24 protein-coding genes and 2 pseudogenes are annotated in these 22,481 nt (G+C 73.0%); 18 read left to right on the forward strand and 8 right to left on the reverse strand.

All coding sequences use genetic code 11. The annotated features are described in order from the left end of the window. Nucleotides 1-22 precede the first annotated feature (22 nt). The 4 genes and pseudogenes from araA to ET495_RS15055 all read left to right on the forward strand — a co-directional run bounded on the left by araA (nt 23) and on the right by ET495_RS15055 (nt 2,849). The gene (araA, locus tag ET495_RS15040; protein WP_129205455.1) at nt 23-1,534 is read left to right on the forward strand and encodes an L-arabinose isomerase; all 1,512 of its coding nucleotides are present in this window, start codon (nt 23-25) and stop codon (nt 1,532-1,534) included. Nucleotides 1,535-1,827: 293 nt separating this feature from the next. Then, nucleotides 1,828-1,954: pseudogene (locus ET495_RS18960) on the forward strand (ABC transporter permease subunit); the annotation flags it as partial. A 354-nt stretch (nt 1,955-2,308) separates the two neighbouring features. Beyond that, nucleotides 2,309-2,545: a ribbon-helix-helix protein, CopG family gene (locus tag ET495_RS15050; protein ID WP_129205456.1), complete on the forward strand. Its 237-nt coding sequence runs from the start codon at nt 2,309-2,311 to the stop codon at nt 2,543-2,545. Next, complete coding sequence (locus ET495_RS15055; protein WP_129205457.1) at nt 2,535-2,849, forward strand: type II toxin-antitoxin system PemK/MazF family toxin; 315 nt, start codon at nt 2,535-2,537, stop codon at nt 2,847-2,849. Before ET495_RS15050 ends, ET495_RS15055 begins: the two co-directional genes overlap by 11 nt. A 29-nt stretch (nt 2,850-2,878) precedes the next feature. On the opposite strand, the gene ET495_RS15060 is transcribed toward ET495_RS15055, so the two are convergent. Continuing rightward, complete coding sequence (locus ET495_RS15060) at nt 2,879-3,181, reverse strand: hypothetical protein (RefSeq protein WP_129205458.1); 303 nt, start codon at nt 3,179-3,181, stop codon at nt 2,879-2,881. A gap of 254 nt (nt 3,182-3,435) precedes the next feature. On the opposite strand from ET495_RS15060, the gene ET495_RS15065 reads away from it, so the two are divergent. From ET495_RS15065 to ET495_RS15075, 3 genes are read left to right on the forward strand one after another with little or no spacing between them, the layout of a single operon-like run. Continuing rightward, on the forward strand, nt 3,436-3,996 hold the full coding sequence (locus ET495_RS15065) for a TetR/AcrR family transcriptional regulator (RefSeq protein ID WP_245993122.1): 561 nt from the start codon (nt 3,436-3,438) through the stop codon (nt 3,994-3,996). Continuing rightward, nucleotides 3,986-4,747 (forward strand): ABC transporter ATP-binding protein, encoded by a 762-nt coding sequence (locus ET495_RS15070; protein WP_129205460.1) that lies wholly within the window; start codon nt 3,986-3,988, stop codon nt 4,745-4,747. The genes ET495_RS15065 and ET495_RS15070 overlap by 11 nt, the downstream gene beginning before the upstream one ends. Continuing rightward, the gene (locus ET495_RS15075) at nt 4,744-5,466 is read left to right on the forward strand and encodes an ABC transporter permease (RefSeq protein ID WP_129205461.1); all 723 of its coding nucleotides are present in this window, start codon (nt 4,744-4,746) and stop codon (nt 5,464-5,466) included. Before ET495_RS15070 ends, ET495_RS15075 begins: the two co-directional genes overlap by 4 nt. A gap of 9 nt (nt 5,467-5,475) precedes the next feature. Here ET495_RS15075 and ET495_RS15080 read toward each other — a convergent pair whose 3' ends face one another. The 3 genes from ET495_RS15080 to ET495_RS15090 form a co-directional block, all read right to left on the reverse strand. Then, nucleotides 5,476-8,892, reverse strand: coding sequence for a DEAD/DEAH box helicase (locus ET495_RS15080; protein WP_129205462.1), 3,417 nt, complete (start codon nt 8,890-8,892; stop codon nt 5,476-5,478). A 100-nt stretch (nt 8,893-8,992) separates the two neighbouring features. Beyond that, entirely contained in the window at nt 8,993-9,670 is a 678-nt protein-coding gene (locus ET495_RS15085; RefSeq protein ID WP_129205463.1) for a potassium channel family protein, read from the reverse strand. A gap of 191 nt (nt 9,671-9,861) precedes the next feature. Beyond that, nucleotides 9,862-11,247 carry a TrkH family potassium uptake protein gene (locus ET495_RS15090; protein ID WP_129205464.1) on the reverse strand — a complete coding sequence of 462 codons (1,386 nt, stop codon included), beginning with the start codon at nt 11,245-11,247 and terminating at the stop codon, nt 9,862-9,864. Between the two features lie 72 nt (nt 11,248-11,319). Here ET495_RS15090 and ET495_RS15095 point away from each other — a divergent pair, with 72 nt between their 5' ends. Both ET495_RS15095 and ET495_RS15100 read left to right on the forward strand, forming a co-directional pair. Continuing rightward, complete coding sequence (locus ET495_RS15095) at nt 11,320-12,492, forward strand: acetoin utilization protein AcuC (protein WP_129205465.1); 1,173 nt, start codon at nt 11,320-11,322, stop codon at nt 12,490-12,492. Between the two features lie 141 nt (nt 12,493-12,633). After that, nucleotides 12,634-12,732, forward strand: a complete 99-nt coding sequence (locus ET495_RS15100) for a 30S ribosomal protein bS22 (RefSeq protein ID WP_003792170.1) — start codon at nt 12,634-12,636, stop codon at nt 12,730-12,732. A 93-nt stretch (nt 12,733-12,825) separates the two neighbouring features. Here the strand turns inward: ET495_RS15100 and ET495_RS15105 are convergent, their stop codons facing one another. Further along, complete coding sequence (locus tag ET495_RS15105) at nt 12,826-13,644, reverse strand: HAD family hydrolase (RefSeq protein ID WP_129206073.1); 819 nt, start codon at nt 13,642-13,644, stop codon at nt 12,826-12,828. A gap of 128 nt (nt 13,645-13,772) precedes the next feature. Here ET495_RS15105 and ET495_RS15110 point away from each other — a divergent pair, with 128 nt between their 5' ends. Next, entirely contained in the window at nt 13,773-14,018 is a 246-nt protein-coding gene (locus tag ET495_RS15110; protein ID WP_129205466.1) for a glutaredoxin family protein, read from the forward strand. A 22-nt stretch (nt 14,019-14,040) separates the two neighbouring features. Continuing rightward, the gene (locus ET495_RS15115) at nt 14,041-14,703 is read left to right on the forward strand and encodes a redox-sensing transcriptional repressor Rex (RefSeq protein WP_129205467.1); all 663 of its coding nucleotides are present in this window, start codon (nt 14,041-14,043) and stop codon (nt 14,701-14,703) included. 135 nt (nt 14,704-14,838) lie between these two features. On the opposite strand, the gene ET495_RS15120 is transcribed toward ET495_RS15115, so the two are convergent. Next, nucleotides 14,839-15,390, reverse strand: coding sequence for a YceI family protein (locus tag ET495_RS15120; RefSeq protein ID WP_129205468.1), 552 nt, complete (start codon nt 15,388-15,390; stop codon nt 14,839-14,841). 16 nt (nt 15,391-15,406) lie between these two features. On the opposite strand from ET495_RS15120, the gene ET495_RS15125 reads away from it, so the two are divergent. The 6 genes and pseudogenes from ET495_RS15125 to ccsB all read left to right on the forward strand — a co-directional run bounded on the left by ET495_RS15125 (nt 15,407) and on the right by ccsB (nt 20,781). Then, nucleotides 15,407-15,964 carry a MarR family winged helix-turn-helix transcriptional regulator gene (locus ET495_RS15125; protein ID WP_342770116.1) on the forward strand — a complete coding sequence of 186 codons (558 nt, stop codon included), beginning with the start codon at nt 15,407-15,409 and terminating at the stop codon, nt 15,962-15,964. A gap of 61 nt (nt 15,965-16,025) precedes the next feature. Continuing rightward, nucleotides 16,026-16,676, forward strand: coding sequence for a histidine phosphatase family protein (locus tag ET495_RS15130; RefSeq protein ID WP_129205469.1), 651 nt, complete (start codon nt 16,026-16,028; stop codon nt 16,674-16,676). A gap of 8 nt (nt 16,677-16,684) precedes the next feature. After that, nucleotides 16,685-17,290: a TlpA family protein disulfide reductase gene (locus tag ET495_RS15135; RefSeq protein ID WP_129205470.1), complete on the forward strand. Its 606-nt coding sequence runs from the start codon at nt 16,685-16,687 to the stop codon at nt 17,288-17,290. Next, nucleotides 17,290-18,054, forward strand: coding sequence for a cytochrome c biogenesis CcdA family protein (locus tag ET495_RS15140; protein ID WP_129205471.1), 765 nt, complete (start codon nt 17,290-17,292; stop codon nt 18,052-18,054). The genes ET495_RS15135 and ET495_RS15140 overlap by 1 nt, the downstream gene beginning before the upstream one ends. Nucleotides 18,055-18,227: 173 nt before the next feature. After that, a pseudogene (gene resB, locus ET495_RS15145) lies at nt 18,228-19,535 on the forward strand (cytochrome c biogenesis protein ResB); the annotation flags it as partial. Between the two features lie 274 nt (nt 19,536-19,809). After that, nucleotides 19,810-20,781 carry a c-type cytochrome biogenesis protein CcsB gene (gene ccsB / locus ET495_RS15150; protein WP_129205472.1) on the forward strand — a complete coding sequence of 324 codons (972 nt, stop codon included), beginning with the start codon at nt 19,810-19,812 and terminating at the stop codon, nt 20,779-20,781. Between the two features lie 21 nt (nt 20,782-20,802). On the opposite strand, the gene ET495_RS15155 is transcribed toward ccsB, so the two are convergent. Continuing rightward, nucleotides 20,803-21,108, reverse strand: a complete 306-nt coding sequence (locus ET495_RS15155) for a PLDc N-terminal domain-containing protein (protein WP_129205473.1) — start codon at nt 21,106-21,108, stop codon at nt 20,803-20,805. Nucleotides 21,109-21,206: 98 nt separating this feature from the next. Here ET495_RS15155 and ET495_RS15160 point away from each other — a divergent pair, with 98 nt between their 5' ends. Next, entirely contained in the window at nt 21,207-21,491 is a 285-nt protein-coding gene (locus ET495_RS15160; protein WP_162616506.1) for a DUF4229 domain-containing protein, read from the forward strand. A gap of 75 nt (nt 21,492-21,566) precedes the next feature. Here ET495_RS15160 and ET495_RS15165 read toward each other — a convergent pair whose 3' ends face one another. After that, nucleotides 21,567-22,448 carry a 1,4-dihydroxy-2-naphthoate polyprenyltransferase gene (locus ET495_RS15165; RefSeq protein ID WP_129205475.1) on the reverse strand — a complete coding sequence of 294 codons (882 nt, stop codon included), beginning with the start codon at nt 22,446-22,448 and terminating at the stop codon, nt 21,567-21,569. Nucleotides 22,449-22,481: the final 33 nt, after the last annotated feature.

Below are 22,481 nucleotides of genomic sequence, written 5' to 3' on the forward strand. Positions count from 1 at the left end.
CGGCATCGAAGGAGAAACGACCGTGAGCAAGCCCTACGCCGACCGCGAGGTCTGGTTCTTCACCGGCTCGCAGGACCTCTACGGAGCCCAGACCCTCCAGCAGGTCGCCGAGCAGTCGCAGGAGGTCGCGCGCGCTCTCGACGCTGCGGCCGACGTGCCCGCGACGATCGTGTGGAAGCCCGTCCTGAAGGACTCGGCTTCGATCCGCCGCGCCATGCTGGACGCGAACGCCGACGACAAGGTGCTCGGCGTCATCACGTGGATGCACACGTTCAGCCCGGCCAAGATGTGGATCGCGGGCCTCGACGCACTGCGCAAGCCGCTGCTGCACCTGCACACACAGGCCAACGTCGAGCTGCCGTGGGACAGCATCGACTTCGACTTCATGAACCTCAACCAGGCCGCGCACGGCGACCGCGAGTACGCGTACCTGGCGTCGCGGCTCGGCGTCGCTCGCACCACCGTCGTCGGCCACGCGTCGAACCCGGCCGTGCAGCGCCGCGTGGGCACCTGGATCCGCGGGGCCGCGGGCTGGGCGGCGACGCACGAGCTCACGCTCGTCCGCTTCGGGGACAACATGCGCAACGTCGCCGTCACCGAGGGCGACAAGACCGAGGCCGAGCTGCGCTTCGGTGTGAGCGTTAACACCTGGAGTGTCAACGACCTCGTCGCGGCCGTCGAGGCCGTCTCCGACGCCGACGTCGACACCCTGGTCGCCGAGTACGAAGACCTGTACGACGTCGTCCCCGAACTGCGCAAGGACGGCGAGCGGCACGAGTCGCTGCGGTACGCCGCCCGCCAGGAGCTCGCGCTGCTCGCCTTCCTCGACGCTGCCGGGGCGAAGGCGTTCACCACCAACTTCGAGGACCTGGGCGACCTGCGCCAGCTCCCCGGCCTGGCCGTGCAGCGGCTCATGGCGAAGGGCTACGGGTTCGGCGCCGAGGGAGACTGGAAGACTGCCGTGCTGGTCAGGGCAGCCAAGGTCATGGGGGAGGGGCTGCCCGGCGGTGCCTCGCTCATGGAGGACTACACCTACGACCTGACCCCCGGCGACGAGGTGATCCTCGGGGCGCACATGCTCGAGGTCTGCCCCTCGCTGACGACGTCGAAGCCCCGGGTCGAGATCCACCCGCTCGGCATCGGCGGCAAGGAGGACCCGGTCCGCATGGTGTTCGACGCCGATGCGGCCGCGGGCGCCGTCGTCGTCTCCCTGGCGGACATGCGCGACAGGTTCCGCCTCACGGCCAACGTCATCGACGTCGTGCCGCCGACGGCGCCGCTGCCGCACCTGCCCGTGGCGCGCGCCGTGTGGAAGCCGCGACCGTCCTTCGAGGTCTCGGCCGAGGCATGGCTCACCGCGGGCGGGGCGCACCACACGGTGCTCTCGACGGCGGCGGGCGTCGAGGCGTTCGAGGTGTTCGCGCAGCTCGCACGCACCGAGCTGCTGGTGATCGACGACTCGACGACGCGACGCGGGTTCGCCGACCAGGTGCGCTGGAACGCGGCGTACCACCGGCTCGCCCAGGGGTTGTAGCCCGGCATCCTCACCACGACCCCACCTGGGACGACGGCAGGGTCCGGCCGATGTGGCCGGGCCGTGCCGTCGTGCGCGGCCTTCCACCCGAGTTGCGCCAGGCGTCTTGTCGTCTGGCCCTGACCGTCGTGTCGCCGGGTCACGGGCAGCGTGTCAGTCAATCGTTGTTGAGACGTGGCTCCAACAGGCGTCAGCAGACGCGACAGGCGTGATGATGGCCAGGCGGTCGAGGCCATGGGCTGTTCGTCGCCAAGCTGGCCATCGTGGCCATCGTGGCCATCGTGGTTCGCCTGGCAGCGCTCTCCGGCGTGAAGGTCAAGAAGGTCAACTTCTTGATCTTCGTCACCATGGGTCTGCTCGCCGGCATCGCCGGCGCTGTGTACTCCTCGCGCTCGAACGGTGCCCAGCCACCGGCCGGCCTCAATGCCCGGCGTCTGGCCGGCGTGGCCGTCGTCGTGCATGGTGTGGTGCGCTGGAGCGGTCGTGGCTTCCTCCGTGGAGCGTTGTAGGAACCAGTAACGAGGGTGCGTCGTTGACGTCGCCCGCGGCCGCCGCGGCGAGTCCCGTCGATGCAGGTCAGCGAGCCAGGCTCGGGAACGCTGCGAGAGGGGGACTGTGGGAACCGACAAGATCCGAGACCCGTCGCGCCGTCGGGGATGCCATGCCGCCAAACAAGGTATTTCGTGACGAAACGCATGATCACGACTATCAGCGTTGCATCCTGTGTTGCGCTATGCGTTGCATCCGGTGTCGCATTGGTGGTACACCTGCGGCATGAGCCAGATCGTGGTGAGAACCGACCCCGAGACCGAGCGTGCGCTGGAGCACCTGGTGGAGCTGACCGGACGCGGCCGCTCCGAAGCGGTGCGCGAGGCGATCCGTGCCGCTGAGCGCGAGGCAGTGCTCGCGCGGGTCGAACGGCAGGCCGAGGCGATCCGCAACGACCCGGCCGACCGTGCCGAGATGCTCGCCATCCTCGCGGACATGGAGTCGGCCGACGATGCGTGGTGACATCTACCGACTGCGCACCCGCGACACCGAAGGCCACGGGCAGCGCGGGCCGCGCTACGCCGTGGTCGTCCAGTCCGACCGGCTGCACCTGTCCACCCTGCTCATAGCGCCCACGTCGACGAGCGCCATGCCGGGCGACATGCGCCCGCGGATCAACATGAACGGCACCGCGACGTACGTCCTCGTCGAGCAGACCAGAGCCGTCAACCCGGAGACCCGCCTGGGTGACTTCGCCGGCCGACTGGATGCGGACGAGCTCGCGGCCCTCGACGACGCCCTGCGGATCGTGCTCGGTCTGTACTGACACCCGCCGAGCGCCGACCGAAGCCCCGCTCATGCGGCACTTCCGAGCAGCTCGGCTGGCGCACCGCAGTCCGTCGCGCCCGCTCGGTCGATGAGCGTGCCCGCCGACCTCGGCAACAGCATCAGGTCAGCGGGCAGCGAGACGTCGTCCGAGAACACGGCGTACTCGACGGCGAGTCGGGCCCGGTTCGCGCTGTTCGGGATCTCGTAGGCCACCACCCGGCGGTCTGGGTACAGGTCGCGCACCGCCGGCTCGTTGTCGTAGGTGAGCATCCAGCGCGCCGGCGTGGCGTTGAGGACGTCGGCGAGCCGCTGGTGATCGGCCGGGGTCATGCCGTGCGCGTACGGCCGCCATGCGCGCCTTGCCTCCGGGGTAACGCAGCGGAGACAGGTACCGGCGCCGGCCGGACGCGTCGCTTCCCGCGGGGAGAGCGGAGCCGTGCCCGCGGCGTTGTTAGATGTGGGGTATGGGCCCACGGGCAGAGGCGGCGAGGCGGGGGCGGCGACCTGCGGGCCAGGAGACGCGCAGCCAGATCCTCGCTGCGGCGCGTGAGGAGTTCACCGCGCAGGGGTACGACGGCGCCTCCGTGCGTGGTGTCGCGCGCCGTGCCGGCGTCGACCCGGGCACCGTGCGCCACTGGTTCGGGGACAAGGCTCACCTGTTTGCCGCCACCATCGGTCTGTCCGGCGTCGATCCGGGCGCGGTCGCGCGGGCCGCCGTCGAGGGCCCGCTCGGCAGTGTCGGTGAGCGGATCGTGCGCCACGTCCTGGACGTCTGGGATGCCGACGACGGCGGTGCCGGCATCCGCATCGCGCTGCCTGTCGCGCTGAGCGACCCCGAACGGCGGGCGCTGCTGCCGCAGTTCCTCGGCGCGGAGGTGCTCGGCCCGATCGCCGCGCGACTCGACCCGGCCAGTGCGCGTCTGCGGGCTTCGCTTGCGGCGACGCAGATGGTGGGCGTGCTGCTGGCGCGTTACGTCGTCGGGCTCGAGCCCATCGCGTCGCTGCCTGCCAGGGAGGTCGCCGCACTTGTCGGGCCGACGCTCCAGCACTATCTCGTCGGCGAGCTCGATCTGCCCGGTGGGGGCCAGGGCTCGGGCGTTGCGCTGGGGGAGTCCGCGACGCACAATTCCTCGCATGGTGAATAAACCGCCGGGCGACGCCGTCGCGCCCGCCGTGCGCGTCCGCGGGCTGACCGTGGTCCGCGGCGGCATCACGATCCTCGAAGGTCTCGACCTCGACGTCCCCGCCGGGCAGGTCGTGGGCCTGCTCGGCCCCTCCGGCTCGGGCAAGACGACGCTCATGCGCAGCGTCGTCGGGGTCCAGGCCAACGTGGCCGGCGAGCTCCGGGTGCTCGGCGAGCCCGCCGGGTCGCCGTCGCTGCGCCGTCGCGTCGGCTACGTGACCCAGGCGGCGTCGGTCTACGCCGACCTGTCGGTCGCCGAGAACCTTCAGCACTTCACCGCGCTCGCGGGCCTGCGCGGCGCCGCCGGGCGGGACGCGGTCACGGCCGCGATCGACGCCGTCGACCTCGGCGGGCACGAGCGGCAGCAGGTCGGCTCGCTCTCGGGCGGCGAGCGCTCGCGCGTCTCGCTCGCGGCCGCCCTGGTGGGCGACCCCGAGCTGCTGGTGCTCGACGAGCCGACCGTCGGCCTCGACCCCGTGCTGCGGCGTGACCTGTGGGAGATGTTCCACCGGCTCGCACGCCAGGGCCACACCCTCCTCGTGTCGAGCCACGTCATGGACGAGGCCACGCGCTGCGACCGCCTGCTGCTGCTGCGCGCAGGCACGCTCGTCGCCGACACCACGCCCGACGCGCTGCTCGCCGACACGGGCGCCCCCGACGCCGAGCGCGCCTTCCTCACCCTGATCGACCGCGCCGCCGGAGGCACGCGATGAGCCTGACCCTCGCCACCGCGAACCGCGTGCTCGGCCAGCTCCGCCACGACCACCGCACGGTGGCCCTCATCCTGCTGCTGCCGTGCCTCATCGTGGGCCTGGTCGCGTGGATGTTCGACGGCACGCCGGTGCTCGACCAGTTCGGGCCCGTGCTCGTCGGGTTCTTCCCGCTCTTCGTGATGTTCCTGGTCACGAGCGTGGCCACGCAGCGCGAACGGTCGAGCGGCACGCTCGAACGACTCATGACCACACCCCTGCGCAAGGGCGACCTCGTCGCCGGCTACGCGCTCGCGTTCGGCGGGCTCGCCGTCGTGCAGGCGTTCGTCGTCGTCGGGTTCGCGCTCGCCGTGGGCATGGACGTGGCCGGGTCGCTGGGCCTCGTGGTGCTGGTGGCGCTGCTCGACGCCGTGCTCGGCTGCACGCTGGGCCTCGCGGCGTCGGCGGTGGCGCGCACCGAGTTTCAGGCCGTGCAGATGATGCCGCTGGTGATCATCCCGCAGATCATCACGTGCGGTGTGCTCATGCCGCGCGACCAGATGCCGCAGGTCCTGGAGTGGATCAGCCGCGTGCTGCCCCTGACGTACGCGGTCGAGGCCCTGCAACAGCTCGCGGCCGGAGCCGACTGGGCGCAGGTGCGCGGGGCGATCGGCGTGATCGTGCTGTGGATCGTCGGCGCCGTCGTCCTCGGGGTGCTGACGCTGCGGCGGCGCACGGAGTGAGCGCGGGCGCTACTCGTCGAACAGCGCCCGCACGTCGTCGGCGTCGATCGTCCGGGCGAACAGCTCGGCGTCGTCGTTGAGCACCGCGTCGACCAGGCGGGCCTTGCGCTCCTTGAGTGCCATGACCTTCTCCTCGATGGTGCCCTGCGCGACGAGCCGCACCACCATGACGGGCCGCTCCTGCCCGATGCGGTGCGTGCGGTCCACGGCCTGCGCCTCGGTCGCGGGGTTCCACCACGGGTCGAGCAGGTAGACGTAGTCGGCCTCGGTGAGGTTGAGGCCGAACCCGCCCGCCTTGAGCGAGATGAGGAACAGCGGCGCCGTCCCCTCCTTGAAGCCGGCGACGACGTCGGCGCGCCGCCGCGTCGACCCGTCGAGGTACGCGAACTCGATGCCCGCTTCGCGGCATCGCTCCGCGACCAGGCTCAGGTACCCCGTGAACTGCGAGAACACGAGCGCCCGGTGCCCCTCGGCAACCACCTCGCCAAGCTGCTCGAACAGCACGTCGAGCTTGCTGGACGGCACCGCGGCATACGCGTCCGCGTCCACGAGCGACGCGTCCAGGGCCATGCGCCGCAACGTCGTCAGCGCCCGGAACACCGCGACCCGGTTGGCGTCGAAGTCCTCCAGCAGCCCCAGCACGCGCTTGCGCTCGCGGTGCAGGTGCGTCTCGTAGACCTTGCGGTGCCTGGGCGCGAGATCCACGGCGAGCACCTGCTCCTGGCGCGGCGGCAGCTCGGGGGCCACCTGCTCCTTGGTGCGGCGCAGCATCAGCGGTCGCACCCGCCGCTGGAGCCGGGCGAGGACCGCCTGCGCGTTCCGGCGCAGCGCGTCGTCCGCGTCCGGGCGCGACGCCGCCTCGACGGGGCGCACGTAGTCGGCGCGGAACCGCTGGAACGACGGGAACAGCCCCGGCGCGACGACGGCGAGCAGCGACCACAGCTCGGTGACGTCGTTCTCCAGCGGCGTCCCCGTGATCGCGAGCTTGAACGGCGCGCGCAACGCGCGCGCGTGCTGGTTGGCACGCGTCGCGTGGTTCTTGACGAACTGCGCCTCGTCGAGCACGAGCCCGCCCCACTCCAGCGCCCCGAACGCGTCGGCGTCCAGCCGGAACACCGCGTAGGACGTCACGACGACGTCCGCACCCGCGACCGCCTCGGGCAGCGGCACCGCGCCCCGCCGTGACGACGTCGCGGTGACCGCCGTGACCCGCAGGTGCGGGGTGAAGCGCTCCGCCTCGGCCACCCAGCCGGCCACGACCGACGCCGGCGCGACGACCAGGAACGGGGGACCGCCGGGACGCTGCTCACGCGTGTGCGCGAGCAGCGTCAGGGCCTGGAGCGTCTTGCCCAGGCCCATGTCGTCGGCGAGGATCCCGCCCAGCCGGTGCTCCCAGCAGAAGGCGAGCCACTCGAAACCCTGCCGCTGGTAGGGCCGCAGGTCGGCGCGTACGCCCTCGGGGACGGGCAGCGCAGGCAGGATCGGGCCCGGCCGCGGGCCTCCGGGCACGTCCGGCGCGTCCGTTGACGCCGCGCCGCGCGCACCGTCACGGCCCTGGGTCAGCGCGAGCAGCCCCTCGACGGCGGACCGCCACGCCTCGGACTGCTCGACGACGTCGGCGACCTCGGCCAGCTCGTCCCACAGGCTCGCCTGATGGCGCGTGACACGCAGCTGCGACGAGCGGCGGTCCGTCAGGCCGTCGGCCTCGGCGAGCAGCAGGCGCAGGCGCTCGAGCGACGGGTGGTCGAGCCGCAGCCACGCACCGTCCGACAGCAGCAGGCGCTTGCGGCCGTGAGCGAGCCCGCCGAGGACGTCGGCGAGCGGGACGGCGTGCCCGTCGACCGTCACGGTGACGGCCAGGTCGAACCAGTCCGCGTCCTGCGCGTCGCGCGCCTCGAGCGCGATCACCGGGGCCGCCGCAAGCTCGACGTACAACGGTTGGTCAACCGCCTGTACATGAACTCCGTCGAGCGCGCCGAGCACGGGAAGCAGCAGCTCGGCCAGGTCGAGCGCGGCCAGCCCGGTCACGTCCGCGCGCGCCGCGAGCGTGAACTCGTCGAACCCCGCGGCCCACGCCGCCTGCTCGACGCGCTCGACGATCACGCGCTCGGCCGCCAGGTCGCGCACCGCGACGTCGGCACCCGACGGCGCGAACGCATACCGGTGACCGTCGGCCACGCCGTCGGACGCCGAGTACAGCCACGCCGCCCGCAACGTCGCCTCGGCCGCACCGGCGAACGTGGCGGTCAGCACCAGCGACGGCCGCGGGGGCGCGGGCAGGGTCACCGAGCCGTCGCTGCTGCGCACCGTCACCTGACGGCGCAGCGCGGGCAGGTAGTCGGCGTACAGGCGTTCCTCGTCCGACGCCGGCACCGCAACCGTGCCACCGACGTCGAGCAGCGCGGCCGCGCCGGGAGCCAGCGGCGTCGGCGTCGGACCCAGCGCAAGCACCCAGGCCCGGCCCCCGGACGTCGCGGCCGAACCGTCCGGAGCCGTGACGGTGAACAGCCCGTGATCGCCCAGGACGCCGCGCAGCGGCGACGGGTCGGGTGCCCCGCCCACGAGAACGGTCGGCGTCAGGCGTACCCCGTCGTCGTCGCGCGTGGCATCCACGACGAGCTCGACCTGCGGGGCGAGCGTGACCACGTCACGCTTCGCCGTCCCGACGAACGGGACGCCGAGCTCACGGCCCAAGGCCAGGTGCGGCCACAGGAGCCGGCCCGGGAACTCCGCGAGCGACGTCCAGTCGGAACCGCCCCAGTACCCCTGGCCGCGCATCGCGCCCAGCTCGGCCAGCCACCGGCGCACCCGCGGGTCCCAGCGACCCTCGTCGTGCTCGCGGCGCAACGCGTCCCAGCTCACCTCCCAGCCCGCCGCCCACGCCCCGCTCGCGTTCTGCCGCACCGGGCGCACCGAGACCCCCAGGTCGGGCGTCGTCACGGCCGGGCCGCGCCCGCGCGCCCGCCCGGCCGGACGGCGTCGGGCCGGGTCACGGACGAGCCCGTCCACGCGCACCTGCAGCGCCAGCGGCGTCGTCCGCTCCGGGACGCGCACCTGCGGCGCCGCGGCCAGCACATGGTCGAGCTGCTGCTGCCACGCGGCAGCCGGAGCCGAGGCCGGCCGCGCCTGCGCCGGCCCGCCGACGGCGTGCAGCAGCAACGCGACGACGTGCTTGCAGGTCGTCGCCACCGGGCAGGAGCACCCTCCCGCCTCGATGCCGCGCCCGGAGCCGTCCAGGCTGACCCAGGTCACGTACGTGCGGCGCCCGCTGCCGCGCACCTCGGCGGAGAGCACGCCCTCCGCGGCGTCCCAGCGCAACGCGTCGACCCGGCCCTGCTGTGCGTACGCGCGCCCGCGCGCGAACGTCCCGGGGTCGACGAGGCGACTGATCGCGTTCGCATCGAGTCCCACCAGTCGCTCGGCCACGGCCCGATGCTCCCACGGTCGGCACGCACACGGCGGTGCCCGGCGTCGACGCGCCCGGCGCGACGGCCGACGCGCCCGCGCAGCCGGCGTGAGGCCCGCCTCAGGGGCGCGCCGCGAACCGCTCCAGGAGATCCGCATGACCACCGCACACGATCAGGTCCGACGACGCCACACGCGTCTCGGGCGTCGCGTACTGGAAGTCCAGCCCCGGCGACTTGACCCCGATCACGGTCACCCCGTAGCGGCGCCGCACGTCCGACTGCGCGAGCGTGAAGCCCTGCATCTCCTGAGGCGGACGCATCTTGACGATCGTGAAGTCGTCCTCGACCTCGATGTAGTCGAGCATCTTGCCGCTCACCAGGTGCGCGACACGCGCCCCGGCGTCGGACTCGGGATAGACCACGTGGTGCGCGCCGATGCGCTCCAAGATGCGCCCGTGCTCGGACGAGACGGCCTTGGCCCAGATCTGCGGCGTACCCAGGTCGACCAGGTTCGCCGTGACCAGCACCGACGCCTCGAGCGAGCTGCCGATGCCGACGACGGCCACGGCGAAGTCCTTCGCCCCGAGCTGCTCGAGCGCCTCCGGGTTGGTGGCGTCGGCCTGCACCAGCGGCAACCGCCCCGACCACTGGGCGACGCGCACCTCGTTCCGCTCGACCGCGAGCACATCACGCCCCAGGCGGTCCAACGTGCTCGCGATGGACGACCCGAACCGGCCCAGCCCCAGCACGAGCACACCGGCATCGCGCTCCGGCTCCTTCTTGACCCGCTCCGGCACGACGGCTCCTTCCCTGGACCGAGCGCTCCCGCGCTGCACCTGCCGTTCCGCTTCGGGCGGGTGCCTCGTACCTCGGCCCCCACCCTGCGCTGCACCTCCGGCTCACCCGGTGTTGCTGGTCGGGTGAGCCTGCGGTTCCGCTTCGGGCGGGTGCCTCGTTCCTCGGCCCCACCCTGCGCTGCACCTCCGGCTCACCCGATGATCGGGCGCTCCTCTGGGAACCTTACGATGCGGCGGCGGTCGCGGAGGGCCAGTGCGGCGGCGAACGTCATCGACCCGGTGCGCCCCACGAACATGAGCACGCACAGCACGTACTTGCCCGCGTCGGGCAGGTCGGGGGTCAGACCGGTGGTCAGTCCGCACGTGGCGAACGCGGAGATCACCTCGAACAGCACGACGTCGAGCGGCTCGCCCGAGATCTCCAGCAGGGCGAGCGACCCGAGCAGCACCGTCGTCGCCCCCAGGAACACCACGGCGATGGCGACGCGCAGGGTGTCGCGTGGGATGCGGCGGCCGTACGCCTCGATGTCCTTGTCGCCGCGCGCCTCCGCGAGGATCGCGAGCAGCATGACGGCGAGCGTCGTCACCTTGATGCCGCCGCCGGTCGACGCCGACCCGCCGCCCACGAACATGAGCGCGTCGGTCACGAGCCACGTGCCCTCGTGCATCGACCCGACGTCGACGGTGCTGAAACCCGCGGAGCGGGGCATCGCGCCCGCGAACAGCGCGGCCAGCACCTTCTGGCCCACGGGCAGCGGGCCGAACGTCGCGGGGTTGTTCCACTCGAGAGCGGCCAGCAGCACCCAGCCGGCCAGCAGCAGCCAGGCGCTCGTGACGATCGTGAGCTTGGTGTGCACCGACCAGCGCGCCCACGCGCGCTGGCGCCGTCGGCGCGTGCTGAGGATGTTGAGGATCACGGGAAAGCCGAGCGCGCCGACGAAGACCCCGAGCACGATCGGCAGGCCGAGCCACCAGTCGCCGACGTGCGGCGCGAGCCCCTCGGGCGTGGGCACGAACCCGGCGTTGTTGAACGCCGAGATCCCGTAGAACAGCGCATGCCAGGACGCCTCGCCGAGCGGCTCGCCGAGCGTGAGGAACCGCGGCAGCAGCAGCGCCGCGACGGCAAGCTCGAGCGACGTCGAGGTCACGATGACCACGCGGACCAGCGAGCCGACCTCGCCCAGCCGGTCGGTGCGCGTCTCGGACGCCGTGAGCAGACGCTGCGTGAGGCCGATGCGGCGTGAGACGGCCAGGCCCAGGATCGAGGCGAGCGTCATGACGCCGAACCCGCCCACCTTGATGGCGACGAGGATGACCGCCAGGCCCCACGGCGACCAGTACGTGCCCGTGTCGACGACGGTCAGGCCCGTGACGCACACCGCCGAGATCGCCGTGAACAGCGCGTCGACGAACGGCACAGACCGGCCCGAGACCGTCGCCCACGGAGCGAGGAGCAGCACCGTGAACAGCGCACACACGCCGAGGAACACCGCGACGGCGAGCCGCGCCGGCGACTGCCGCGCGGTGCGGTCCACCAGCTCGCGGAACCCGAGCAGGCCGCCACGCAGGGGCGCCATGCCAGACCTCCCTGTTCACCGATCTCCGGACGCCGGGCCAACTCTGCCATGCGGTCCGATACCGTGGCGGGCATGTCCTTGGCACGACTTGTCTGGAGCGCCGAGCTCCTGCGCTATGACTTCGGCCGCGGGCACCCCATGTCGCCCGCCCGGCTCGACCTCACGATGCGCCTGGTCGAGGAGCTCGGTCTGCTCGACACGCCGGGGCTCGAGGTCGTCGGAGTCGGGCCCGCACCCGACGCGCTGCTGGAGACGGTTCACGACCCGGCGTACGTCGCGGCGGTGCGCCGCGCGTCCGAGGGCGTCCCGGACCCGGCGCGCGGCCTGGGCACCGAGGACGACCCGGTGTTCCCGGGCATGCACGAGGCCGCTGCGCGTCTCGTCGCCGGCTCGGTCGACGTCGCGCAGGCCGTGTGGGAGGGGCGTGTCCAGCACGGCCTCAACATCGCGGGCGGCATGCATCACGCCCGTCGCGACGCCGCCTCGGGCTTCTGCATCTACAACGACGCCGGGGCCGCGATCCAGCGCCTGCTCGACGACGGCGCGCGCCGGGTCGCCTACATCGACCTCGACGCGCACCACGGCGACGGCGTCGAGGGCCTGTTCTGGGACGAGCCGCAGGTGCTCACGGTCTCGGTCCACCAGGACGGCCACACGCTGTTCCCCGGCACGGGCAACCCGGCCGACGTCGGCGGTGCGCGTGCGCAGGGCACGGCGGTCAACGTCGCGCTGCCGCCGCGCACCGGGTCGGCGGCCTGGCTGCGCGCGGTCGACGCCGTCGTGCCGGCGGTGGTGCGCGAGTTCCGGCCGGACGTGATCGTCTCGCAGCACGGTGCCGACGCCCACGCGCGCGACCCGCTGAGCGACCTGCGCGTCAGCGTCGACGCGCAGCGGCACGGTGCGCGCATCGTCCACGGGCTGGCGCACGAGCTGTGCGACGGGCGGTGGGTCGCGCTGGGCGGCGGCGGGTACGCCGTCGTCGACGTCGTCCCGCTGGTGTGGTCGTCGCTCGTGGCCGAGGCGCTGCACCGGCCGCTCGACCTGGCATTGCCGCTGCCGTCGTCGTGGCGCGCCGAGGTCGCTGAGGCGTCGGGGCTCGACGCGGCGCGGGTCCTCGGCGTCGAGGAGGTCGAGTGGCGTCCGTGGGCTACCGGCTACGACCCGGGCGACGACGTCGACCGTGCCGTCCTCGCGACACGCAAGCACGTGTTCCCCCTGTGGGGGCTCGACCCGTACCACGACTGACGCCGCCCCGAGCGGGGCGGTGACCGCGCTTTCTGTCCCCTGGCAGCGATCAGGTAGGCTGTAGGACGGACTTTTCTCGTGTTGGCCGCTCGTCTGTGGACCAACCGTTGTTCCACCGACCGACCGCACCAGGAGGACCACATGGGCTCCGTCATCAAGAAGCGCCGCAAGCGCATGGCGAAGAAGAAGCACCGCAAGCTGCTCCGCAAGACGCGTCACCAGCGTCGCAACAAGAAGTGACGTACCGAGGCCCGGCCCCCAGGGGACCGGGCCTCGTTGCTTGTCGGGCCGAGGTCGGCATGCGACCGCTCCCGTCGGCGCCCAGCCCTGCGTTCAGTCCAGGTCGAGCCGCTTGCGCACCTGCCGCCGCACGGCCCGCACCACGAGCCCTGCGGCCCACGCCGCCCCGGCCCAGGACGCCGTCTTGACGCTGCGTCCGGCGACCCGCTGGCGGCGACCGCGGAACTCGCGGATGGGCCAGCCCACCTCGCGCGCGTGGCGGCGCAGCCGGCCGTCGGGGTTGATGGGGCAGGGGTGGCCGACGGCGGTCATCATCGGCAGGTCGTTGAGCGAGTCGCCGTACGCGTAGGAGGCCTCGAGGTCGATGTCCTCGCGCTCGGCCAGCTCGCGGACGGCGTCGGCCTTGACCTCGCCGTGCATGAGGTCGCCCAGCAGGCGGCCGGTGTAGAAGCCGTCCTTGTGCTCGGCGATGGTGCCCAGGCAGCCGGTGGCCCCCAGGCGGCGTGCGATGAGGCGGCCGATCTCGACGGGGGTCGCGGTCACGAGCCACACCTGGTCGCCCGCGGCGATGTGCTCGTCGAGCAGCTTCTTGGTGCCGGGGAAGATGCGCAGCTCGAGCACGGTGTCGTAGACCTCCTCGCCCACCGCTGTGACTTCGGCCACGGAGCGGCCTGCGATGAGCGACAGCGCGCGTTCGCGCACCTGGTCGATCTGCTGCCGGGACTCGCCGAACAGCACGTACCGCGCCTGGATGACGGCGAAGCGCAGCAGGTCCATCGTGCCGAAGAACTTGCGCTGGTACAGGGCGCGCGACAGGTGGTAGGCGCTCGCCCCGCGAATCACGGTGTTGTCGACGTCGAAGAATGCCGCGGCCTGACGGCGTTCGCGCGGACCCTGGTCGCGTGGGTCCATTTCGCGCTGACGCCGCTCGTCGCGCGGCGAGGAGGCACGAACGTCCGACATGCCGACCACCCTATCCGCGCGCGTAGTCTGTGGTCGTGGACAGGCCGCAGGCAGACCCTCCGGGCAGACCGGCGCGTGTGGTCCTCTTCAGCCGGGCGGGATGCCACCTGTGCGACGACGCACGGGAGGTCGTCTCCAGCGTCTGCGGGGACGCCGGCGAGAGGTGGGTCGAGGTGGATATCGATTCGGGGCCCGACTCGGCTATTCTCCGGGACCGGTACGGCGATTACGTGCCCGTCGTCGAGGTCGACGGCGTGCAGCAGGGCTTCTGGCAGGTCGACGGCGCGAGGCTGGCCCGTCGACTCGCCTCGGGCGGCCATTGACGGCGCGAACGAGAGGGATGCGGTGATCGAGTCCGGCGACCTGGCGGTTCCGGCGGCGACGGTGGCCCGCCTGCCCCACTATCTGCGTGCGCTGCACGCCCTGGAGGCGGACGGCGTGCGCACGACGTCGTCGACCGAGCTCGCCGACGCCTCGGGCGTCGGGTCGGCGCAGCTGCGCAAGGACCTGTCGTTCCTCGGCTCGTTCGGCACGCGCGGGGTGGGCTACGACGTCGCCTCGCTGTCCGTGGTCATCTCGAGCGCGCTCGGGCTGGGGTCCACGCACCGGCTCGCCATCATCGGGCTGGGCAACCTGGGTCATGCCCTCGCGAACTACTCGGGCTACACCGCGCGTGGCTTCGAGGTGGTGGCACTGCTCGACGTCGCGGCGGCCGTGGTGGGTACCCGCCCGTCGGGGAGCCTGGCCGTGGAGCACCTCGACGACCTGGAGAAGATCCTCGAACGCGAGTCCGTGACGATGGTGGTGCTCGCGACTCCCGCGCACGCGGCGCAGGCCGTGGCCGAGCGCGTCACCGCGTCGGGCGTGCGCGAGATCCTGTCGTTCTCGCCGGTCGCGCTCCAGGTGCCCGACGACGTGGTGGTGCGCAGCGTCGACGTCGCCGGGGAGCTGCAGATCCTGGCGTTCCACGCGGCGGCGCGCGCGGCGTCGCGCTCGGCGAAGGGCTGACGGGTCGCCGACCGGCGCGGACCACGCCGGGGCGAGGCACGACCAGCGAGGCACGACGGTCACGACACGACAGCCACGACACGACAGCGGCCGAGCACCGGGAGGTCTGTCCCGGTACCCGGCCGCAGCGAGGTCTCAGGCCTGCTTGATGGCCGAGATGTCGAGTGCGATCTTGACCTTGTCGCCCACCAGGAAGCCGCCCGTCTCGAGGGCCGTGTTCCACGTCAGCCCGAAGTCGGCGCGCGAGATCTCGACCTCGGACTCGAAACCCACGCGGGAGTTGCCGTACGGGTCGGTCGCGGTGCCGGTGAACTCGGTCGCGAGCTCGACGGGCCGCGTCACGCCGTTGATGGTCAGGTCGCCCGCGACGACGAAGTCGCTGCCGTCGGCCTTGACGGCGGTCGACGTGAAGGTCCAGGTCGGGCGCTCGTCGGCGTGCCAGAAGTCGGCGCTGCGCAGGTGTCCGTCGCGGTTGGCGTCGCCGGTGTTGACCGACGCCGCGTCGAGGACGGCGGTGACGGACGACGAGTCGAGGCTCTCGCCGACGGTGACCGCGCCGGAGGTGATGGCGATCGTGCCGCGCACCTTGGCGATGCCGGCGTGCCGCACGGAGAACGAGGCGGTCGAGTGCGTGGCGTCGATGGCGTAGGTTCCGGCGGTGAGTCCGGCGGGCAGCGGAGTGGGCATGTGCTGAGCTCCTGTGATGATCGGGGTCTGGGCGAGAGTCAAGTATTTAATAGTTGAACGCTCAACTATCGCGCTGGGCGTCAGTGACAACGAGGGGCTCGCGTACCGTATTCCCATGACCGAGTGGCTCTCCGACGAGCAGCAGCGCGCCTGGCGCTCGTACCTCGAGGGCACCGCCCGGTTCGTCGACGCGCTCGACCGGGCGCACGACGCAGGCATCCCGCTGTCGATGGGCGAGTACCACCTGATGGTCCAGCTCTCCGAGCAGCCCGACAGGACGCTGCGGATGTCGGCCCTGGCCGACGGGCTCGCGCTGTCACGCAGCCGCCTGACCCACACGGTCGACCGCATGGAGCGGCGCGGCCTGGTCGCCCGCCACGCCGTGCCGGGCGACCGGCGTGGCGTCAACTGCGTCATGACCGACGCCGGGTGGGACCTGCTCGTCGAGGCCGCGCCGCTGCACGTCGCCGCGGTGCGGCGCCTCATGATCGACGTGATCGATCCCGACGAGCTCCTGGTGCTCGGGCGCGCGATGGCCAAGGTGGCACAGGAGGCGAAGAGCGCCACCGCGTGACGGTGATCTCACCACGCCCAAGGCCCGGAGAACGCCGAGCGGGGCGTGGGACACTGGCGCCATGGTGACCACGACTGTCCACCTTCTGCGCCACGGCGAAGTCCACAACCCCGACCGTGTGCTATACGGACGGCTGCCGGGCTACCACCTGTCAGAACGTGGCCACGAGATGGCCCGCGTCGTCGCCGCGGCGCTCACCGGGTCCGGGCACGACGTCGTCGGCGTCATCGCCTCGCCCCTCCAGCGCGCGCAGGAGACGGCAGCGCCCGTCTCCGCCGCGTACGGACTGGTCACGGCGAGCGACGACCGCCTCATCGAGGCCGGGAACCAGTTCGAGGGCACGACCGTCGGGTCGCGCCCCACGCAGCTCGCCAACCCCCGCTGGTGGCCGCTGCTGCGCAACCCGCTGCGCCCCTCCTGGGGCGAGCCCTACCGTGAGCAGGCCGACCGCGTGCAAGCGGCCGTCGAGGACGCGCGCGCCGCGCACGCAGGCCACGAGGTCGTTCTGGTCAGCCACCAGCTCCCCATCTGGGTCACCCGCCTGGCCTACGAGGGCCGGCGCCTGTGGCACGACCCGCGCCGCCGCGAGTGCACGCTCGCGTCGCTGACCAGCCTCCACTTCGCGGGGGACGAGCTCGTGGGCATCGAGTACACGGAGCCGGCCCGGCACCTGTCGGCGACGCTGAGCAAGGGAGCGTGGTCGGCCAAGTGAGGGGCCACGTGAGGCACGCGCGAGCACTCGCCGCGACGCTCGCCGCCGGCGCACTGGCCGCCGGGCTCGCCGGCTGTGCGCAGGACTCGGGCGCGGGTGACGTCGTCGGGCAGGGCTTCGTCTCGGGCGACGGGTCCGTCACGCAGTGGGACCCCGCCGACCGCGACGACCCGGTGACGATCGAGGGCACGCAGTTCGACGGCACGGACGTGAGCACCGCCGAGTGGACGGGCGACGTCGTCGTCGTCAACACCTGGTACGCCGAGTGCGCTCCGTGCCGCGCCGAGGCGCCCGGCCTGGTCGCGCTCGCGGCCGAGCGCGCGAGCGACGGCGTGCGCGTCCTGGGCGTCAACACCCAGGACGACGCCGGGGCCGCGCAGGCGTTCGAGCGGACCTTCGGCGTGACCTACCCGTCCATCGAGGACGCGAGCGGCTCGGTCATCGCACGGCTCGCGGGCGTCGTCCCGCTCCAGGCCGTCCCGACCACCGTCGTGCTCGACCGCGAGCACCGTGTGGCCGCCCGCGTCGTCGGCAAGGCCGACCCCTCGACGCTCGACGCCCTCGTCGACGACGTGCTCGCGGAGGCCGGGACCACCGGCGGATCGGGCGCGTGATGGGGGAGACGTTCGCGACCACGGCGTTCTCCGGGTCGATGCTGCTGGCCGTGCCCGTGGCGATCCTCGCCGGGCTCGTGTCGTTCGCGTCGCCGTGCGTGCTGCCGCTCGTGCCCGGATACGTGGGCTACGTCAGCGGGATGGCGGCGGCCACGGCGGGATCGGCACCCGGGCGCACGGCGCCCGTGCGGGGCCGCGTGCTCGCGGGCGTCGCCCTGTTCGTCGCCGGGTTCACCGCCGTGTTCGTCGCGCTGATGGCCGCGGCGGGCGCGGTCGGGGTCCACCTCGTGCAGTGGCAGGGCGTCATCCAGCGGGTGCTCGGCGTCGTGGTCGTCCTCATGGGACTGGCGTTCCTGGGTGGGCTGCCGTTCCTGCAGCGCGAGCGGCGGCTGCACCTGAGCCCGCGCGCCGGGCTGTGGGGCGCGCCGCTGCTCGGCGTCGTGTTCGGGCTGGGCTGGACGCCGTGCGTGGGGCCGACGCTCGGCGCCGTCCAGGTGCTCGCGCTCGACGAGGCGTCGGTGGCCCGCGGGGTCGCGCTCGGCATCGCATACTGCCTCGGGCTCGGCGTGCCGTTCCTGCTGGTCGCGCTCGGGCTCCAGGCCTCGCAGCGCATGCTCGGGTTCCTGCGCCGGCACCGGCTCGCGATCCTGCGGGTCGGGGGCGGGCTGCTGGTGCTCATCGGCCTGGCGCTCGTCACCGGGGTGTGGGGCGCCGTCACCCGGGCGCTCCAGGGCTGGGTCAACGGCTGGGAGACGGTGGTCTAGTGAGTCGCACGCAGGCCGGGCCGGGGTACCGGCCCGAGGGGATCGCGGACGAGTTCGTCGAGCCGCAGCCGGACGGCCGTCCCGCCGTCACGCCGCCGTCCATCGGGGTGGTCGGCATGCTGCGCTGGACGTGGCGCCAGCTCACGTCGATGCGCGTGGCCCTGCTGCTGCTCATGCTGCTGGCGGTGGCGGCCGTGCCCGGGTCGATCCTGCCGCAACGCGGCCCCAGCCCCGACAAGGTGCTGCAGTACCTGGGCGACCACCCGGCGAGCGGCCGGTGGCTCGACCGGCTCGGGTTCTTCGACGTCTACACCTCGCCGTGGTTCAGCGCGATCTACCTGCTGCTGTTCGTCTCGCTCGTCGGGTGCATCCTGCCGCGCGCGTTCCAGCATGCCCGCAACCTGCGCGGGCGCCCGCCGCGCACGCCCGCACGCTTCGCACGGTTCCCGGCCCAGGGGGCCGGGGTCTCGACGGCGTCCCCCGACGACGTCGTCGCGGCAGTGGGCGCGCGGCTGAGGCACGCGCGGACCTTCCGTGTCGACGTCGGCGCCGAGGATCCGCGCGGCGAGCGCCCCGCGACGCGCACCGTGGCCGCCGAGCGCGGCTACCTGCGCGAGACCGGCAACCTGGTGTTCCACGTCGCGCTGCTGGGGCTGCTCGTCTCGGTCGCGACGGGCCAGCTCCTCCACTACCGCGGGCAGGCCATCGTGACCGAGGGGCGCGGGTTCGCCAACGCCGTCGTCGACTACGACACGTTCGACCGGGGCGCCTGGTTCCGCCCGTCCGAGCTGAGCCCGTTCTCGATGACGCTCGACTCGTTCGACTCGCAGTTCGCGTCCGACACCGTCGCGTTCGCCCAGGCCCGCGACTTCACGGCCCATGTGACCGTGACGGGGGCAGGCGGCGCGCAGGAGCGGCGGACCATCAAGGTCAACCACCCGCTGACCGTCGACGGGGCCAAGATCTACCTCCAGGGCAACGGCTTCGCCCCCGAGATCACGGTGCGGGACGCGAACGGCGAGGTCGCCTACGCGGGGCGCGTCCCGTTCATCCCGCAGGACACGTTCTACACCTCGCGCGGCGTCGTCAAGGTGCCCGACGTCGGCAAGGGCCTCGACCAGATCGGCCTCGCCGGGTACTTCCTGCCCACCGCCGTGATCGACGACGACGGCCGCGCCCGCTCGGTGTTCCCGCAGCCCAACGCTCCGCTGCTCGTGCTCGACGTGTTCACGGGCGACCTCGGCCTCGACGGCGGCGTGCCGCAGAACGTCTACCGCCTCGACACCGCCAACCTCACCGCGGCCACCGGAGAGGACGGCAACCGCGCCCAGGTGCTCGTGCGGCCGGGCGAGACGGTCGACCTGCCCAACGGGCTCGGCACGATCAGCCTCGGCGCCGAGATCCCGCGCTACGTGGCGCTCGACCTGCGCTACGACCCGTCGCTCGGCTGGGTGCTGGCGTTCGCGCTGCTCGCGCTCGCCGGCCTCGCCGTCTCACTGTTCACCCCGAGGCGCCGCGTCTGGGTCCGTGCCTGGGCGGAGCCCGGCGGGGGCATACTCGTGTCGAGCTCGCGGGCCTCGCCCGCGGGGACGACGCCGGCCTCCAGGCCGAGGTCGACCGTGCCTTGGCAGCGGTGCCGGGGCTCGTCGAGGAGCCGCCGTCGGACGCCACGCCGCCGGACACCTCGGACCATGCGACGCACGACCCCGTCCACCACGCCGTGGAGGACGCCACGAAGGACCGGGAGGACCCCCGATGACCACCGCCGAGCTCAGCACACTGCTCGTCTGGGCCGCCGCGACGGCGCTCGCCATCGCGATGGTCGCGTTCGCCGTCGACCTCGCACGACGCACCGAGGCGCGCGCGGACGCACGGGCGACCGCACGCGAGCTGGCCGCGGTCGGCGCGGCCGCCCCGCGTGGCGCCGGCGCTCCGGCCACCGCGGGAGCCGCCGAGGCCGTCGTCGCCGCGCGCCGCGCCGCCGGCATCGCCATGTCGACGACGTGGCTGGGCGCCGCGCTGCTGCTGGCCGGGATCGTGCTGCGCGGCGTCGCCGCAGGCCGCACGCCGTGGGCCAACATGTACGAGTTCACGCTCACGGGGTCGTTCGTCGCCCTCGCCGTGTTCCTCGCCGTCTCGACGCGCCGTGACGTGCGGTTCCTCGGGGCGTTCGTCACGGGGCTCGCGACGCTGTTCCTGGTGCTGGGGCTCAACGTGTTCTACGTCGCGGCGACGGGCGTGATGCCCGCGCTGCGCTCGTACTGGCTGGTCATCCACGTGGGCGTCGCCATCACGGCGTCCGGCGTCTTCACGGTCGCGTTCGTCGCCTCGGTGCTCCAGTTGCTGCGCACCGCACGCGACGGCGGTGCCGGGTGGGCCGCCGGGTGGCGCTGGCTCGACCGCGTGCCCGCGCCGGTGTCGCTGGAGGCGCTGAGCTTCCGGCTCAACGCCGTCGGGTTCGTGCTGTGGACGTTCACGATCATCGGCGGCGCCATCTGGGCCGAGCACGCCTGGGGCCGCTACTGGGGCTGGGACCCCAAGGAGGTCTGGTCGTTCGTCATCTGGGTCGTGTATGCCGCCTACCTGCACGCGCGGACCACGCGCGGCTGGTCGGGATCGCGCGCGGCCTGGTTCGTGGTGGTCGGCTACGCGTGCGTGCTGTTCAACTTCACGGGCGTGAACCTGGTGTTCAACGGCCTGCACAGCTACTCGGGGCTGAAGAGCTGACCCGCGAGCGGCGGCCCGCGCTCAGTTGGGCAGGTCGGGCTCCTGCCGCTCGCGGCGTTTGCGCTCCTGGTCGAGCCGCCACAAGAACTCCGGGTCGTCGTCGGGCGCGAGCGGGCCGGACGGGCCGGCGGGGCCCTGCGACGACCTCCCGCCCAGGCGCCTGAACACGATCCACACGAGCGACCCGACCACGGGCATCAGCACGATGACGACGACCCACAGCCACTTCGGCAGGCCACCCGTCTGGTCCTTGCGTGTGCCGGCGAGGTCCGTGAGCGCGTAGACGACCAGGCCGAGGACGGCCAGCGTGAGCAGGGCGCGAAGCATGGCTCCAGCCTATTGCGGCGCGGGCGGTGCGGGGCCCGAACCGTGCGGCGCCGGGCCCACGGGTCAGGCGCCGCAGTCCGGGCGCCTAGGCTGGGATCGTGCCGTTCCTTCTGTACTCGCTCTACCGCGTGGTCGTGTTCGCGGCCGTGTTCGCGCTGCTGCTCCTGCTGGGGGCGCAGCCCGTCGTCGCGGGTGTCGTCGGCGTCGTCGTCGCCGCGGCCGTGGCCTACCTGTTCCTGCGGCCGGCGCGGGACGCCGCCGCGGCCTGGATCGCGGCGCGGGCGCAGGCCCGCACGGAGCGTCACCGGCAGGGCCGGTTCGCTCGGCGCGTCGCGGAGGACGAGTCGATGGAGGATGCCGCAGACGACGCGCACGAACGGTGAGCGTCCCCGCTCGTCGAGCGACCGGATGACGTCCCGGCCGTCCTGGCTCCGGGCGACCGTTCGGTCAGCGGGACGTCACAGCGGACGGCCCAGCACCAGGCCCAGCGCCAGGAGCACACCGAACGCGAGCTCGTACATGCCGGTCCCGGCGAGCACGGGCACCAGGAGCTTGCCTCGAGCCCCGGCGAGCACCGGGAGCGACAGCAGCAGCGCCGGCCCGGCGAGCAGTACCACCAGCAGCGCCCACGGCGTCCAGATCGCGCACAGGGCACCCAGCAGGATCGGCAGCCAGATGCCGGCCACGTAGGCGCGGCGCGCGCGGGCGTCGCCCAGGCGGACGGCGAGCGTGCGCTTGCCGGCGAGCAGGTCGGTGGGGATGTCACGCAGGTTGTTGACCATGAGCAGCGCGCACGCGACGAGCCCGACGCCGACGGCACCGAGCACCGACGGCCCCGTCAGGCGTCCGGCCTGCGTGAACGTCGTGCCCAGCGTGGCCACGAGCCCGAAGAACACGAACACGCCGATCTCGCCCAGCCCCGCATAGCCGTAGGGGCGGCGGCCACCCGTGTAGAACCAGGCGGCCAGCACGCAGGCCGCGCCCACGGCCAGCAGCCACCAGTGGCCCGCGAGCCAGGTGAGCACCACGCCGAGGACGGCCGCCACGCCGAACGCCGCGAACGCAGCAGCCTTGACCCGGCCGGGCCGGGCGAGGCCCGACGCCGTCAGCCGCAGCGGTCCCACCCGGTCCACGTCGGTGCCGCGCACGCCGTCCGAGTAGTCGTTGGCGTAGTTGACACCCACCTGGAGGGCGAGCGCGACGCCCAGTGCGAGACCTGCGCGGCCGAGCGCGAAGGCCCCGGCGTGGGCGGCCGCGGCCGAGCCGATGAGCACGGGAGCCGTGGCGGCGGGAAGGGTGCGGGGACGGGCTCCGGCGAGCCACTCGGCGGGCGTGGCCATGTGCGGTGGTACTCCTCGTGCGACGGTGGGGCG

The organism is Xylanimonas allomyrinae (assembly GCF_004135345.1).
In the GTDB taxonomy this organism is placed as follows: domain Bacteria; phylum Actinomycetota; class Actinomycetes; order Actinomycetales; family Cellulomonadaceae; genus Xylanimonas; species Xylanimonas allomyrinae.